This window comes from Bradyrhizobium sp. 18BD (assembly GCF_054185225.1).
Map to the genome: position 1 here is coordinate 98,342 of NZ_JAVAYL010000011.1, position 13,963 is coordinate 112,304.

The 13,963-nt window shown below is 64.9% G+C and carries 18 protein-coding genes; 11 read left to right on the top strand and 7 right to left on the bottom strand.

What is annotated here, in order from left to right:
• Positions 1 to 14: 14 nt before the first annotated feature.
• The gene (locus tag RAD16_RS20735; protein ID WP_458159749.1) at positions 15 to 575 is read right to left on the bottom strand and encodes a helix-turn-helix domain-containing protein; all 561 of its coding nucleotides are present in this window, start codon (positions 573 to 575) and stop codon (positions 15 to 17) included.
• Positions 576 to 929: 354 nt separating this feature from the next.
• On the opposite strand from RAD16_RS20735, the gene RAD16_RS20740 reads away from it, so the two are divergent.
• Genes RAD16_RS20740 through RAD16_RS20750 form a run of 3 tightly spaced genes read left to right on the top strand, consistent with a single transcriptional unit; the run spans position 930 to position 3,775 of the window.
• Positions 930 to 2,243 (top strand): MFS transporter, encoded by a 1,314-nt coding sequence (locus RAD16_RS20740; RefSeq protein WP_458159750.1) that lies wholly within the window; start codon positions 930 to 932, stop codon positions 2,241 to 2,243.
• Between the two features lie 57 nt (positions 2,244 to 2,300).
• On the top strand, positions 2,301 to 2,822 hold the full coding sequence (locus RAD16_RS20745; RefSeq protein ID WP_458159751.1) for an MOSC domain-containing protein: 522 nt from the start codon (positions 2,301 to 2,303) through the stop codon (positions 2,820 to 2,822).
• Positions 2,819 to 3,775 (top strand): PDR/VanB family oxidoreductase, encoded by a 957-nt coding sequence (locus RAD16_RS20750; RefSeq protein WP_458159752.1) that lies wholly within the window; start codon positions 2,819 to 2,821, stop codon positions 3,773 to 3,775. The genes RAD16_RS20745 and RAD16_RS20750 overlap by 4 nt, the downstream gene beginning before the upstream one ends.
• Before the next feature lies 1 nt (position 3,776).
• Here the strand turns inward: RAD16_RS20750 and RAD16_RS20755 are convergent, their stop codons facing one another.
• Together RAD16_RS20755 and yidD are read right to left on the bottom strand one after the other, a co-directional pair.
• Positions 3,777 to 3,989 (bottom strand): hypothetical protein, encoded by a 213-nt coding sequence (locus tag RAD16_RS20755; RefSeq protein WP_458159753.1) that lies wholly within the window; start codon positions 3,987 to 3,989, stop codon positions 3,777 to 3,779.
• A 104-nt stretch (positions 3,990 to 4,093) separates the two neighbouring features.
• The gene (yidD, locus tag RAD16_RS20760; protein ID WP_458159754.1) at positions 4,094 to 4,432 is read right to left on the bottom strand and encodes a membrane protein insertion efficiency factor YidD; all 339 of its coding nucleotides are present in this window, start codon (positions 4,430 to 4,432) and stop codon (positions 4,094 to 4,096) included.
• A 228-nt stretch (positions 4,433 to 4,660) separates the two neighbouring features.
• Between yidD and RAD16_RS20765 the strand changes: the two genes are divergently transcribed.
• Complete coding sequence (locus RAD16_RS20765; protein WP_458159755.1) at positions 4,661 to 5,554, top strand: hypothetical protein; 894 nt, start codon at positions 4,661 to 4,663, stop codon at positions 5,552 to 5,554.
• 56 nt (positions 5,555 to 5,610) lie between these two features.
• On the opposite strand, the gene RAD16_RS20770 is transcribed toward RAD16_RS20765, so the two are convergent.
• Positions 5,611 to 6,066 carry an iron-sulfur cluster assembly scaffold protein gene (locus RAD16_RS20770; RefSeq protein ID WP_458159756.1) on the bottom strand — a complete coding sequence of 152 codons (456 nt, stop codon included), beginning with the start codon at positions 6,064 to 6,066 and terminating at the stop codon, positions 5,611 to 5,613.
• Positions 6,067 to 6,306: 240 nt separating this feature from the next.
• On the opposite strand from RAD16_RS20770, the gene folE reads away from it, so the two are divergent.
• The 4 genes from folE (at position 6,307) to RAD16_RS20790 (ending at position 10,070) form a co-directional block, all read left to right on the top strand.
• On the top strand, positions 6,307 to 6,987 hold the full coding sequence (gene folE, locus RAD16_RS20775) for a GTP cyclohydrolase I FolE (protein WP_326899168.1): 681 nt from the start codon (positions 6,307 to 6,309) through the stop codon (positions 6,985 to 6,987).
• 85 nt (positions 6,988 to 7,072) lie between these two features.
• Positions 7,073 to 7,495: a phosphoribosyl-AMP cyclohydrolase gene (gene hisI, locus RAD16_RS20780; RefSeq protein ID WP_458159757.1), complete on the top strand. Its 423-nt coding sequence runs from the start codon at positions 7,073 to 7,075 to the stop codon at positions 7,493 to 7,495.
• 175 nt (positions 7,496 to 7,670) lie between these two features.
• Entirely contained in the window at positions 7,671 to 8,732 is a 1,062-nt protein-coding gene (locus RAD16_RS20785; RefSeq protein WP_458159888.1) for a lytic transglycosylase domain-containing protein, read from the top strand.
• A gap of 162 nt (positions 8,733 to 8,894) precedes the next feature.
• Complete coding sequence (locus RAD16_RS20790) at positions 8,895 to 10,070, top strand: DUF2336 domain-containing protein (protein WP_458159758.1); 1,176 nt, start codon at positions 8,895 to 8,897, stop codon at positions 10,068 to 10,070.
• Between the two features lie 234 nt (positions 10,071 to 10,304).
• Here the strand turns inward: RAD16_RS20790 and RAD16_RS20795 are convergent, their stop codons facing one another.
• Together RAD16_RS20795 and RAD16_RS20800 are read right to left on the bottom strand one after the other, a co-directional pair.
• A complete protein-coding gene (locus tag RAD16_RS20795; protein WP_458159759.1) occupies positions 10,305 to 10,883 on the bottom strand; it encodes an Hpt domain-containing protein in 579 nt (192 codons plus the stop codon).
• Between the two features lie 27 nt (positions 10,884 to 10,910).
• Positions 10,911 to 11,456, bottom strand: coding sequence for a response regulator (locus RAD16_RS20800; protein WP_326898158.1), 546 nt, complete (start codon positions 11,454 to 11,456; stop codon positions 10,911 to 10,913).
• Positions 11,457 to 11,627: 171 nt separating this feature from the next.
• Between RAD16_RS20800 and RAD16_RS20805 the strand changes: the two genes are divergently transcribed.
• The 3 genes from RAD16_RS20805 to RAD16_RS20815 are packed head-to-tail and all read left to right on the top strand — an operon-like array spanning position 11,628 to position 13,066.
• Complete coding sequence (locus tag RAD16_RS20805; protein ID WP_458159760.1) at positions 11,628 to 12,191, top strand: DUF2975 domain-containing protein; 564 nt, start codon at positions 11,628 to 11,630, stop codon at positions 12,189 to 12,191.
• A 2-nt stretch (positions 12,192 to 12,193) separates the two neighbouring features.
• A complete protein-coding gene (locus RAD16_RS20810) occupies positions 12,194 to 12,448 on the top strand; it encodes a helix-turn-helix domain-containing protein (RefSeq protein ID WP_458159761.1) in 255 nt (84 codons plus the stop codon).
• 36 nt (positions 12,449 to 12,484) lie between these two features.
• Positions 12,485 to 13,066, top strand: a complete 582-nt coding sequence (locus RAD16_RS20815) for a hypothetical protein (RefSeq protein WP_458159762.1) — start codon at positions 12,485 to 12,487, stop codon at positions 13,064 to 13,066.
• A gap of 13 nt (positions 13,067 to 13,079) precedes the next feature.
• Here RAD16_RS20815 and RAD16_RS20820 read toward each other — a convergent pair whose 3' ends face one another.
• Positions 13,080 to 13,859: an NAD kinase gene (locus RAD16_RS20820; protein ID WP_458159763.1), complete on the bottom strand. Its 780-nt coding sequence runs from the start codon at positions 13,857 to 13,859 to the stop codon at positions 13,080 to 13,082.
• Positions 13,860 to 13,963: the final 104 nt, after the last annotated feature.

The window sequence follows — 13,963 nt, forward strand, 5'->3', positions numbered from 1 at the left end:
GCCGACTTGTGACGTTACGTCGGGCTCTGGGCCACGACGACCAGCACTTCGGCCTTCTGCCGGCCGAGACTCCTGACCTCGTGCGGCGTCTCTCCTGAAAAATACAGGCAGTCGCCCTTGCCGAGCGTCAGCTCCTCGCCGTCGAGCTTGATGGCGATCTTGCCGTTGATGACGAACAGCAACTCCTCGCCCGCATGCGAGGCGCGCGTCGCGGACTTGTGCGGCGGGCTCAGCAGAAAGGGCTCCATCATCTTGCGGGTGCGGCCCGTCACCAGCGGGACCACGCCGAACGTATCCTGGAACAGCGGGACATTGCCGTCCTCGCGGCGGAACAAGGTGTAGCGCGGCGCCGGCTCGGCGTTCGGGTCGAAGAAGTTCGCGACATTGACCTCGAGCGCAGCGGCCATCCGCAACAGCGCGGCGAGCGAGGGGATCTTCAGGTTGCGCTCGACCAACGAGATGTAGCCGCGCGTGAGATCGCTCTGCTTCGCAAGCTGGTCCAGCGTCAGGCCCTTGGCAATCCGCGCCTGGCGGATATTGCCCCCGACCGCTGTCGCTTTGCTGACGTCAAGCACGCATGAGTCTCCCGAACTGCTGAGGCTCCTTTTTGCAACAGATGCGGCCGAACCGCCAGCCCGGCAAGGGCGCCGCTCATTTCGCGTGCACCAGCGTGTATTCCTAAGGAAAACCATAGCGCAGAAATTTAGTGCAGGGCCGCAGATAATGTGAGCAGATTTGTTGGTATATCGCGAAAATCCGCCAAAATGTAGTGCATCTCGGGCTCTCTGCCGCGATCGGCGGCAGTTGCCGCGTCCCGTGGCGTTGATTTCCAATAGTAAACATGATCGATTTTTACCGTCCCGGCTGCCGATGGGCCGCGGACAGAGCCAACTGCTTTCCCTGATGCCGGTACCTTTCTGGAGAGATCGATGACCGTAGCAGACGACGTAACCCTGAACGTAGCGCCGGACGAGGCGGCGAGCTTGCGACGGATCGTGTGGTCGAGCGTGATCGGCACCGCGGTCGAATGGTACGACTTCCTCATCTACGGCACGGCGACCGCGCTGGTGTTCAACAAGGTGTTCTTCGCCGCGGGCAATCCCACGCTCGCCACCATCGCCGCCTTCGGCACCTACGCCGTCGGCTTCCTGGCGCGGCCGCTGGGCGCCGCGATCTTCGGCCATTACGGCGATCGGGTCGGCCGCAAGGCGATGCTCGCGATCACCATCATGGTGATGGGGATCGGCACCTTCCTGATCGGCCTGCTGCCGACCTACCAGCAGATCGGCATCGCTGCGCCGCTGCTCCTGATCGGCCTGCGTTTCCTCCAGGGCATCGGCCTCGGCGGCGAATGGGGCGGGGCGGTGCTGATGGTGGTCGAGAATTGCCCGACGCATCGCCGCGGCCTGCTCGGCAGCATGGTGCAGGTCGGCAACCCCATCGGCAATCTCGCCGCGATCGGCATGTTCGCGCTGGTGGCGAGCCTGCCGGAAAGCGACTTCATGACCTACGGCTGGCGCATTCCCTTCCTGATCTCGATCCTTCTGGTCGGCGTCGGTCTCTACATTCGCCTCAACATGGAGGAGACCGTGGCCTTCCGTCAGGTCCAGGCCAAGAAGGAGGTCGCAAGCATGCCGCTGGTCGAGATCTTCAGGCATCACCGCAGGCCGTTCTTCACCGCGGTCGGTCTGAAGATCTCCGAGATCGCCTATGCCAGCATCGGCGGCGTGTTCGTGATGTCCTACGCCACGGCCAATCTGGGGCTGCCGCGCGCGGTGGTCCTGAACGGCGCGTTCGCCGCATCGCTGGTCGCGCTGCTCGCCATTCCGCTGTTCGGCTGGCTGTCCGACCTCGTCGGCCGCAAGACCATGTTCTATGCGAGCTGCGTGTTCTCGGCGCTGTTTGCCTTCCCGCTGTTCTGGCTGCTCGACACCCGCGATCCCGCCATCGTCATCGGAACCATCGTGGTCGCGATCACCTTCGGCCAGATGGTCATGTTCGGCATCGGCGCGCCCTGGTATTCGGAGCTGTTCTCCGCGCGGCTGCGCTACAGCGGTGCCTCGCTCGGGTTTCAGGTCGGCGCGGCCCTGAGCGGTGGGTTGACGCCGTTGATCGCGGCCTCTCTGATGGCCTGGAGCGGCGGTGCCACCTGGCCGGTTTCGCTGCTGCTGATCGCCTGCGCCGCCATCACCGCGACCGCGACCAAATTCGCGCCGGAGATGGCGAACAAGGAACTGACCTGATCCCGCGGCGCGCCGCTGCCGGCGGCGCGCCATCGCTCACCCCCAAGGGGAATTGTCATGCTCGATACCATCAGCGCCGACCCGGCGCAGAACGCAGCGCAGCTCGGCTGGACCGGCGTAGTGCGCTTCCTGCATGTCACCCCGCGTGCGTTCCTGCCGATGCGCGCAGCGGAACAGATCCATCTCGTCGCCGGCCGCGGCATCGAAGGCGACCGCTACATGATCGGCAACGAAGAGGGCTTTTACTCGCACAAGCCGGAAGAGGGTCGGCAGGTCACACTGTTCGAGCTCGAGACGCTGGTCGCGCTCAAGCGCGATGCCGGTATCGCGCTCGGACCGGAAGAGCACAGGCGCAACGTCACGGTCGAGGGCGTGCCGTTGAACCATCTGGTCGGCCGCCGCTTCTGGCTGGGCGAGACCCTGCTGGAGGCGACGCGGCTGTCGGTGCCGTGCCGGCACATCGAGGAGATCACCGGCAAGGCGATCTTCGATCCCCTGATCAACCGTTCGGGCCTCAATTGCAAAATCCTGCAAGGCGGCATCGTGAAGGTCGGCGACATCGTGCGGAACGCAGCATGAAGGCGCGCCCGATCACGACGGTCAAGACGGTCGTCACCGGCATCGAGGACGCCGGGGCAGGGATCAAGCTGTTCACGCTGGCCGACCCCGATCGTTGGGAGCTGCCGCCGTTCAAGCCCGGCGCGCATATCGATCTGCATCTGCCGAACGGGCTCGTCCGCACCTATTCGCTGTGTAACGAGCCTGCCGACAATGCGCGCTACGTGATCGCGGTGAAGCGCGAGGGGACGGGGCGCGGCGGTTCGCGCGCGCTGCACGATGATATCAGGATTGGCGACATCATCGGCGTCTCGCTGCCGCGCGGCGGATTCGAGACTGGCCCGGAGATCGCACGCCACGTGTTTGTCGCGGGCGGCATCGGCGTGACGCCGTTCCTGTCGATGGCGCGGCACCTCATGCAGACGGACGACGTCGATTTCGCGCTGCATCTGATCGTGCGCGAGGAGATTCCGCTGGCAGCACATCTCGCGCCGCTGATCGATGCGGACCGCGTGGTGGTGCATCGTACTTCGCAGAAGGGGCGCCCGGATCTTGCGTCACTGGTCGGGAAGGCCGGTGTCCAGACGATGGTCGCCTGCTGCGGCCCGGAAAGCATGATCGACGATTTCGAGCGGGTGACTGCCGCCTGGCCCGCGGCGAACGTTCATATCGAGCGCTTCGTCGCGCCGCCGCCGGTCATCGATCCCGATGCAAAACCGTTCACGCTGTCGCTGGCGCGCACGGGGACCGAAATCCAGGTCCATGCCGGCCAGACCATGCTGGCCGCCTTGCAGGAAGGCGGCATCGACATCGCGACCTCCTGCTGCGGCGGCATCTGCGGCGCCTGCAAGGTCGGTTGGATCGAGGGCAAGCCTGTTCACCGCGACCGCATTCTGTCGCCGTATGAGCGTGAGCGCTATCTCATGGTGTGTGTTGCAGGATCGGACGCGGAACGGCTGGTGCTGGACCTCTGAACTACCAATGCACGCTTTGGCTCGGCACGATGAGCGCCGTCGAACTCGGCGGCGTGGCGAGGCTTGTCGCAAGGTACCAGCCGAAGCCGAGCACGAGCGCCAGCAATGCGATGATGGCGAGCATATCGAGGGCTCTGGGATCGTGGTGATGACGGCTGGGACTGGAATTTGGACCAAGCCTGAAGTGGAAATGAGGGCTGATTTTCCAGCGCATTGTTGTTTCCTCCCGTGGGAGCATCACAACAACGCGAACGGGAACTTTCGGTTCCGCTCAGGGCAGCGATGCGTAAAGCACCGCAGTATGCTTACGCGGCCAATTCAGGACGCGTTGACGCCGCGCCAGCGGCCATAGCGCCAGGGCAGATACCAGCGCGCGCCTTGCGGCGCTGCGAGGGGAACGTTGTCGATGCCCCACGTGCCGAACGGATTGCAGCGCAGCAGTCGCGCCAGCGTCATCCAGCCGCCGGCCCAGAGCCCGAACCGTTCGATCGCTTCATCGCCATAGACGGAACAAGTCGGAAGGTGGCGGCAATTGTAACCGACCAGCGGCGACAGCGTATGGCGGTAGAGCCAGATCAGCGCGCGCCCGAATCTGCGCGGCAGGCGGAGCGCGCCCTCGACCGGAGTGGAACAATGCTCGCAGGCTGAATGCTTCATGTGCGTCTTGCCGCGAGGTTGAGCGAGTTGTTGCGCGGTTCCGGCGCAGGGAACAACAAGGTGTTGTTTGCGCGCCATATTTTGCATGCTTTTTGGGAGCAGTGCAGCAAGTACCTATGGACGATCTGTATTCCCCCGGATACCATTTTTGTGACGTCCATGTGTAGACTTGTTGGACGAAAACGGGGCTTGCCTGAATCGCTCTCGGGGCTTGGGGAAGGGACCAGTTTGAAACTTGTGAAGTCGCTCAATCTTCGCGGCTGGTTGCTAGTGGGAACCGCCGCTTTTGGAGTCGTGCTGGCAGGCGCCGTCGCGACCGTTGGGTCGTCGGCGCGGGCCGGCGGTACGCTCGAAGAGCGCAAGCTGCCGATGAAGTTCAGCTGGGTTGCCTGCGAGCCGAACTGCCGCGGCTGGGTCAGCGCGGTCGGCATCATCACCTCCGATACGCCCAAGGATTTCGAGGACTTCGCCCAGGGACGCCAGCTCGGCGGGGCGACCGTGGTGCTGGACTCCAGCGGCGGTTCCGTCAACGACGCGATCACCCTCGGCCGGCGCTTCCGCAATCTCGGACTTCTGACCACGGTCGGCATCAGTCTCCAGAATCGCGGCGGCCAGTCGGCCCGCCCGGCGGTCGCGCCCGAGGCCTATTGCGAATCCATGTGCGTGTTCCTGCTGCTGGCCGGCAAGAAGCGCTACGTGCCGGAAGCCGCCCATGTCCGCGTCCACCAGATCTGGATGGGCGACCGCGCCGACGATGCCAAGGCGGCGAGCTACAGCGCGCAGGACCTGATGATCGTGGAGCGCGACATCGGCCGTCTCGCCAAATACACCTTCGACATGGGCGGTGCCGGCGATCTGCTCTCGCTCGCGCTCAGCGTGCCGCCATGGGAAGACCTGCACGAGCTGGGCGCCGGCGAGCTGAAGCTCACCAATCTGGTGACGACGGATCTGGTGGCCGAGGTGCTGCCGCATGTGGACGTCGCAGCGCCCGCGATGGCGGAGCTCGCGCCGAAGACGCAAGCAAGGTTCGGTACGGAGCCGGAGCAGCCGGCGAAGTCGACCAAGACGGCCGAGGCCGCTGTGCCCACTGGCGCGGCGCCACTCGCCGTCTCGCAGAAGTAAGTCCCTCACGTCGTCATTCCGTGGCGCGCGCCCGGAGCGACAATGATGGGATTGGATCAGCCCTGCGCCGCCGCCGGCTGCTTGGCCTTGGCTTCGATCTGGCCGATGGCGTCGACCACGGCATCGAAGGTCAGCAGCGTCGAGGCATGCCGCGCCTTGTAGTCGCGGACCGGCTCGAGGAATTTGATTTCCTCCCACTTGCCTTCGGGAGGCGCGCCATTCTCTTTCAGCATCTTGCGAACGGTCTCGCGTAACTCGCGGAGTTCGTTCGCAGTCGAGCCGACGACGTGACTTGCCATGATGGAGGAGGAGGCCTGGCCCAGCGCACAGGCCTTCACGTCATGGGCGAAGTCGGTGACGGTGTCACCGCTCATCTTGAGATCGACCTTCACCGTCGAGCCGCACAATTTGGAGTGGGCGGTGGCGGTGGCATCGGCGTCGGACAACCGTCCGAGCCGCGGAATATTCCCGGCCAGTTCGATGATCCGCTTGTTATAGATGTCGTTCAGCATGTGATGGAGTCCGGGACTTCCGCATCGGATCGGCCTTGGCGGGCGCCGTCCAGGGTCCTATATAGGGTCGGAACTGGCGGAAAAACAGTCCAGCGGTGCGTCGGCTGCGGTCCAGATCTGCGCTACTGATGTTGTGACCGAAGGACCTTTTCGCCAAAACTGTTCTCTTCAGGCGTCCGGCGGCTTGCCGCCCCGTCTGCCGGTGACACTCCGGCCAAAAGGCCGTCGAACGGAGTAGACATGGACGCGACCATCAAGCCGATCCGCCCCAATAAGCAGCCCGAGAGCCGCCCGGCCGAACTCGATCCCGCCGAATTCCTCGCGGCTGCCGTCCGCGCCGACCAGCCGCGCCCCGCGCGCGCCGAGGCGGAAGCGGCGGTGAAGACGCTGCTCGCCTATATCGGCGAGAACACCAATCGCGAAGGCCTGCTCGACACGCCGCGCCGCGTGGTCGAGGCTTTCGACGAGCTCTATCAGGGCTATCACCAGTGCCCGGCCGAGGTGCTCGACCGCACCTTCGGCGAGACCGCCGGCTATGACGACTTCGTCTTGGTGCGCGACATCGAGTTCACCTCGCAATGCGAGCACCACATGATGCCGTTCTACGGCAAGGCGCACATTGCCTATACGCCGGTGGAGCGCGTCGTCGGCCTGTCCAAGCTTGCCCGCCTCACCGACATCTTCGCCCGCCGGCTCCAGACCCAGGAGCATCTAACCGCGCAGATCGCGGCGGCGATCGACGAGATCCTGAAGCCGCGCGGCGTTGCCGTGCTGATCGAGGCCGAGCATACCTGCATGTCGGTGCGCGGCGTCGCCAAGCATGGTGCCTCCACCTTCACCAGCCGCTTCACCGGCATGTTCCGCGACAATCCGGCGGAGCAGGCCCGTTTCCTGTCCCTGGTGCGAGGCCTGCAGCGCTGACCTCGCGAAGGCTTGCTGTTTTGAGCATGACCTTTGCGGAAAACCGCTGCACACTTTTCCGAGTCATGCTCTAGCGAGAACGTTCGTGTCCGCTCACTCCCATGAGATCGAGGAAGGCCTGACCTTCCTCCCGAAGTTCGATGCGAGCGGCCTCGTGACGGTCGTCGCGACCGACGTCGCCACCGGCGACGTGCTGATGGTTGCGCACATGAACGACGAAGCGCTGCGCAAGACGATCGCGACCGGCGAGGCCTGGTACTTCAGCCGCTCGCGCAATGCCTTGTGGCGAAAAGGTGAGACCTCGGGTCAGACCCAGCGCGTGGTCGAGATCCGCACCGATTGCGACCAGGACGCGGTCTGGCTTCGCGTCGAGCAGATCGGGGCTGCCTGCCATACCGGACGCCGGTCGTGCTTCTACCGCAAGGTCAAGGCCGAGGGCGGCGGTGCGAAGCTCGTGTTCGTCGATGCCGACAGGCTGTTCGATCCGGACGCTGTCTATAAGAAATAGCTCTCCGTCATTCCGGGGCGCGCGGAAGCGCGAGCCCGGAATCCATCGCACGGCATCACGTGCGGTGGCATGCATTCCGGGCTCATCGCTGCGCGATGCCCCGGAATGACGGCGAGGACCGAATTAACTCCGCATTAACCATACCTGTCCCACGGTGAGACGACATGGCGCCGAATTGCCGGCGTCGCTCAACGCCGCGCGGGGCGGGCACTTCAGCATGTCGGTCGACAATTCCAGTGCCTCTCAGACGGCGGGTCTCGATCCGTCGCGGGCACGTGTCGCCGGTGCGATCAAGCAGGTCTCCAGCCGGACCGGCATCAGCTTCCAGTACATGCTGACCACCGCCAAGATGGAATCGGATTTCGATCCGACCGCGGGCGCCACCACCTCGTCCGCGCACGGCCTCTACCAGTTCATCGACCAGACCTGGCTCGGGACAGTGAAGGAGGCCGGCACCCAGCTCGGCTATGGCAATTATTCTGACGCGATCAGCAGGACTTCGTCCGGCGGCTACACCGTCGATGATCCCGTGATGAAGCGGTCGATCATGAAGCTGCGCGACGATCCGGAAGCCGCATCCACCATGGCGGCGGCGCTGACGCAGTCGAACAGTTTCAAGCTCACCGGTCTGCTCGGCCGCAGGCCATCCGACAGCGAGCTCTACATGGCGCATTTCATGGGCGTCGCCGGAGCCGCGAAACTGATCGCCAATGCCGAAGACAATCCGCAAGCGGTCGGGGCGCGGCTGTTTCCCAATGCGGCCTCCGCCAATCGCTCGATCTTCTACGCCAATGACGGCCGCGCGCGCAGCGTCTCCGAGGTCTATTCGGTGCTGGACGCGCGTTACGCCATCGCGGCGAATTCGAAACTCACGCGCAGCGCGATGGCCATGTATGGCGATACGCCGTCGACCACGCAGGTCGCGAGCGCCAATGGCGTGCAGCCGACCGCGCCAATGATCGACAACGCTGCTTATCTGCAGACCTTCCCGAATGCGAATGCCGTGACGCCGGTGGGCGCGACATCGTCAACGACCGTTGCGGACAGCGCGCCGGTCACGCCCGCATTCCGCTCGATCTATCAGCCCGGCGACACCACGCAGCCGGTCTCGACCACGGTGCAGAAATTGTGGGGCAACAACGCCTCGTTCACGTCGGTCGCCTCAGCCACGCCCGATGTGCGTGCGCCGCAGCCGCTCGATCTCTTCAGCGATCGCAGCGGTACGTTCTCGAGCTGATCGCCGTCGTACGCGCTGCTCGCGCGTCTTGGTTCCCTTAACAAAACGTCAATAAAACCAGCCAGTTATGGTGAACGCTTTGTTAAGCGTCGTGGCTTATTTTGTGTTGCAGGTGACGAGCCGTCATCGTTTCGTTTTTTCGTTGCGTAAGCCGGAAGCAGCATGATCGTTCGGCAGTTCATTAATTGGATCAGGACGGCGCCCGCTGGCGAGCGGGCCGAGGCGACGCGGGCGTTGGCCCGGGCCTGGCTGATCTCAGATCTTTCCCATGACGACCGCGTCGCCGCGGAAGGCGCGCTGCTGATGTTGCTCGACGATCCTTCGCCGCTGGTGCGGCAGGCGATGGCCGAAGCATTCGCGCGCAGCACGGATGCGCCGGCGTCGATCGTGCGGGCGCTGTCGGCGGACCAGCCGACCGTCGCGCTGCCCGTGCTCGAACATTCTCCGCTCTTGATCGATGCCGATCTCGTCGACATCGTCGCGACCGGCAATGACGAGGTGCAATGCGCGGTCGCGCGCCGCATCGCGTTGCCGGTCTCGGTCTGCGCCGCAATCGCGGAAGTCGGCTGCGCGGCCTCGGCGCTGGAGCTGATCGAAAACCCGCATGCCGAGCTTGCGCCGTTCTCCTGGAATCGCATCGTCGAGCGCCACGGCCATCTCGCCGCGATCCGCGAGGCGATGCTGGTGCTGGATGATCTGCCGGCCGCAACGCGCGCCGCGCTGGTGGCAAAACTCTCCGAGACCCTGGCGCAATTCGTCGTGGCGCGGAACTGGCTGAGTGCCGACCGTGCCGAGCGCGTGACGATCGAGGCCCGCGACCGTTCCACCATCAACATCGCGGCGCGCTCGCGCGACGAGGACATGCTGGGCCTGGTGCATCACCTCCGGGTCACCGGCCAGCTCACCGCCGGCCTGATCCTGCGCGCGCTGCTGTCGAGCAATCTCGATCTGTTCGACGCGGCGCTGGCCGAGCTCGCCGACCTGCCGCTGGCGCGCGTCTCCGCGCTGCTGCACGACCGCGGCGGCAACAGCCTGCATGCGCTGCTGCGCCGTGCCGGCCTTCCCGAGGCGACGTTCGCAGCCTTCCAGGTCGCGCTCGATGCCTGCCACGAGCAGGGCTTTGTCGACAGCGACGACGGCGCGGCGCGGCTGCGCCGGCGCATGGTCGAGCGCGTGCTCACCCATTGCGAGACCGATCGCGGCACCACCGATCCGCTGATGGTCCTGCTCCGCCGCTTCGCCACCGAATCGGCGCGCGAAGAGGCGCGGCTGTTCTGCGACGAGCTGGTCGCGGACGATGCGATTGATCCGGTCTACGACGATCTGATCGCGGCGTAGTCAAGTGCCGTAGGGCGGGCAAAGGCGCACGGCGCCGTGCCCACAATTCATCCGCATAATCAAGTTGATTGGTGGGCACGCTTCGCTTTGCCCACCCTACGATACTGATCGTGGTGATAGAGCAGCCCCGAATTCCGTCATTGCGAGCGCAGCGAAGCAATCCAGAATCCCGCCGCGGGGACAGTCTGGATTGCTTCGCTGCGCTCGCAATGACGAAAGGAGAGAGCGGAGCTGCTACTCCGCCGGCACGATGCTCGGCGCGAGGATCGCTTCGAGATGATCGGGGCGGTCGCGGTTGACCTGGGCGAGATAGTCGTCGGCGACCTTGCGCAGGCGACGGCTCAGCTCGGCGGAGACGCTGATGCTGTCGAGCTGCGTGTTCTCGTGCACGATGGCGAGGATGGCGTTGATATGGTGCGTGAACAGCTCGGCCGGCACCCTTTCGAGATCGGGCGCATGCTCGATGACGCGACACAGGCTTTCGGCGACGCTCGCCGCAGCCGGATAGCCGAACGTTGCGGCGTCGCCCTTGATGTCGTGCGCGGCGCGGAACAGCTCGTCACGGCGCTCCTTGGTGAAGCCTTCGTGGCGGACAGCGACGTAAGCGGCCGACAGCCGGTTGACCTCGGCCGCCATCCAGTCCTTGAACTCGCCGGCGAGGCCCGCCAATGCCTGCTCGGCGCGGCTGACCGGATCGTCCATGTCCTTTTCCTCGACGCGGCGCAGAACCTTTCGCAGCGGATTGGGCTGCGTGATGACCTGATGCGTGGCGAAGGCCGTGACCTCGATGTCCTTTGCGCCGTTCTTCGCCATGATATCTGCCCCGCGTGAGACGTTGCGCTAGATGGAGGACCGGGCCTTGTCGAGCAGCGAGGGCTGCTGGAGCACCTCGTGCTTTTCGCCGATGCGGCGCTCGGGACCCATATAGGCGGAGTTGGTGTTGCGGCGCCGATCCGGACCGAAATAGGTCTTGGTCTTGATGAAGGGGCGGGGATTGGCGACGACGTTGAGGATGCGCTGATACAGGCCCTTGGCCGAGATCGGCTTGGCCAGGAATTCGGTGACGCCGGCATCGCGCGCGATGGTGACGCGGCGCTTCTCGGAATGGCCGGTCAGCATGATGATCGGCGCGTAAGGATTGCCCTTGGATTCCGGCTGCCGGATCATCTGCGCGAGCTCGAGCCCGTCGAAGATCGGCATCGCCCAGTCGGTGATGACGATGTCGGGCACGTAATGGCTGTACATTTCCAGCGCGGTGGCGCCGTCCTCGGCCTCGTAGACCTCGCGCGCGCCGAAGGAGTGCAGCAGCGTCCGCAGGATGCGGCGCATGTGCGGATTATCGTCGCAGACGAGGAAGCGCAGCTTGTTGAAATCGATGCGAAACATGACGCCTGGGCCAGAGCGGTCAACCTTCGTTAACCATATCGCGCCGGGAGTTAATGAAGGGTTGCCGCTGCGTCTGGCGGGGCTTCGGAAGAGGCCCTGCGATCATATCGTAATTCTGCCATTTTTTATCGTAAAACAATAAAAATATTCAGTCGCACGGGAGCTCCTCCGATGAGCGTGATCGCGTTTCCTTACCCTGTCCCGGCCGCGCCGCGGCTCCGGCGCATCGGACGGGTCGTGGCCGTCGGCGCGCTTCTCTGCGTCGCGGGCGCGGTGCTGGCGGTGCCGCTGCTGTGGTCGAGCGACGAGGTGCTCCGGCACTGGATCGCGACCCAGTCTCCGCTCGGCGCGCGGCCGTTCACGCTCAATCTCGATACGCGCATGGTCGGTGCGCTCGTCAGCCTGATCGGCCTTGCGCCGGTTCTCTACGCCCTGTTGCAGCTCTCGATGCTGTTCTCGCGTTTCGCGCGCGGCGAGGTGTTCGCGACCGACAATGCCTGGCGCATCCGCCGCATGGGCCTCGCGCTGATCGCCAACGCGCTGGTCTCGCCGCTGGTGCAGATGCTCACGACCATCAACCTGACGCGGGCCAACCAGCCCGGCCAGATCGTCGTCATGTTCGGCATCGAGCAGTCGCATGTGCTGTCGGTGCTGAGCGGCCTTGCGCTGATCGCCTTCGCGACCGTGATGGCCGATGCCGTCCGCCTCTGGCACGAGAACAGCGAGATCATCTGACCATGCCGATCATCGTCAATCTCGACGTCATGCTCGCCAGGCGCAAGATCAGGTCGCGCGAGCTTGCGGCCCGCATCGAGCTCACGGAGGCGAATGTCTCCCTGCTGAAATCGGGGAAGGTGAGGGGCATCCGCTTCGACACGCTGGAGCGAATATGCGCCGTGCTCGACTGCCAGCCCGGCGATATCCTGGAATACGTCCCTGACAATGCGGACGACGCTTTGGAGCATCGTGCGGCCGGCCGAAAATCGGCTTAGCCATCTCCCTTTCAACTCCAGCTTGGAGACGCTGCGATGAACCGCCTCGTGCGCGCTCTTGCGGGCACGGCTGCGCTCATGCTTGCCGGTTGCGGCTCGGTGCCGCTGACATCGATCCCGCCGCTGGCCCGCATCGACGCCAGCACGACGGACCTGTCGATGCTGCGCGTCGCCGTGCAACTGCCCGATGCGCTGCGGCCACGTTCGGGCGGCGTCAAGCTCGACGTCGTCACCAAACTGACGGGCGAGGCCGAGACCAGGACGAGTTTTGCCATGATGGAGATGAGCGCGCGCGAGCGGGGCGGCCTGCCGGCTCCGCCACAGAACGCGTCCATCTATGCCTATCGCCTGTCGCTGGAAGATGCCGCACGCTTCGAAGCGCTGCGTGCCTCGATGATCGAGCAGGGAAAGCAAGGCAAGCACGGGTCGATGGGGCTCGGCGTGGCCGCCAAGGAATTCTGCCGTGCAAATGCGGCGCCGCAGGCATCGCTGCCCGTCACGATCTATCTGATGACATCGGAGACGAAGAGCTTCGTTCCCGTCGCCAAGGATTTCGACCTGCTGAGCGATCCCGCGATGGCGGGAGGCCTGGAAGCCATTCAGCCTTGCGGGCAGTGATGCGCGCTCGGGCTCAGTAGCCGAACTGCTCGCGCAAAATGCGCTCTTCCAGGCTGTGGCCGGGATCGAACAGCATCCGCATCGAGATGGTCTTGTCGGAGAGCACCTCGACGCGGCGGACGTCGCGCACCTCGTCGTGGTCGGCGACGGCTGCGACCGGACGCTTGTCGCCCTCCAGCACCTCGATCACGACGTAAGCCGTGTTGGGCAGCAGCGCACCGCGCCAGCGGCGCGGACGGAAGGCGCTGATCGGCGTCAGCGCCAGCAGGGCAGCGTTGATCGGCAGGATCGGCCCCTGCGCCGACAGATTGTAGGCGGTCGAGCCGGCCGGCGTTGCCACCATGATGCCGTCGGCGATCAGCTCGGGCATACGTTCGCGCTCGTCGATCAGGATGCGCAGGCGCGCCGCCTGATAGGTCTGCCTGAACAGGGCGACCTCGTTGATGGCGTGATGCAGGTGAACGCGGTCGTTGACGTCGGTCGCGCGCATCAGCAGCGGATTGATCTCGGATTCATGAGCCGCCTCGAGACGGGCACGCAGATCGTGCGTCGAATACTCGTTCATTAGGAAGCCGACCGTGCCGCGGTGCATGCCGTAGATCGGCTTTCCCGTGTGCATGTTCTGGTGCAGCGTCTGCAGCATCAGGCCGTCGCCGCCGAGCGCGACCACGACATCGGCTTCCTCGGGGGTGCAATTGCCATAGTCCCGGGTGAGCTGGACGAAGGCGGTCTGCGCCTCGCTGCTCGGGCTGGCGACGAAGGCGATCCGGTCGTACCGCACGTGATTGGTCATGGCTTCCGGGCAGGGCCGCTGGCTTGAGAAAGTTCCGCCGCGCTCGTCTATACGAGGTGGGGCTCGATTGTCGAGGATGACCGCCGTTCAAGGCAAACGGGTGA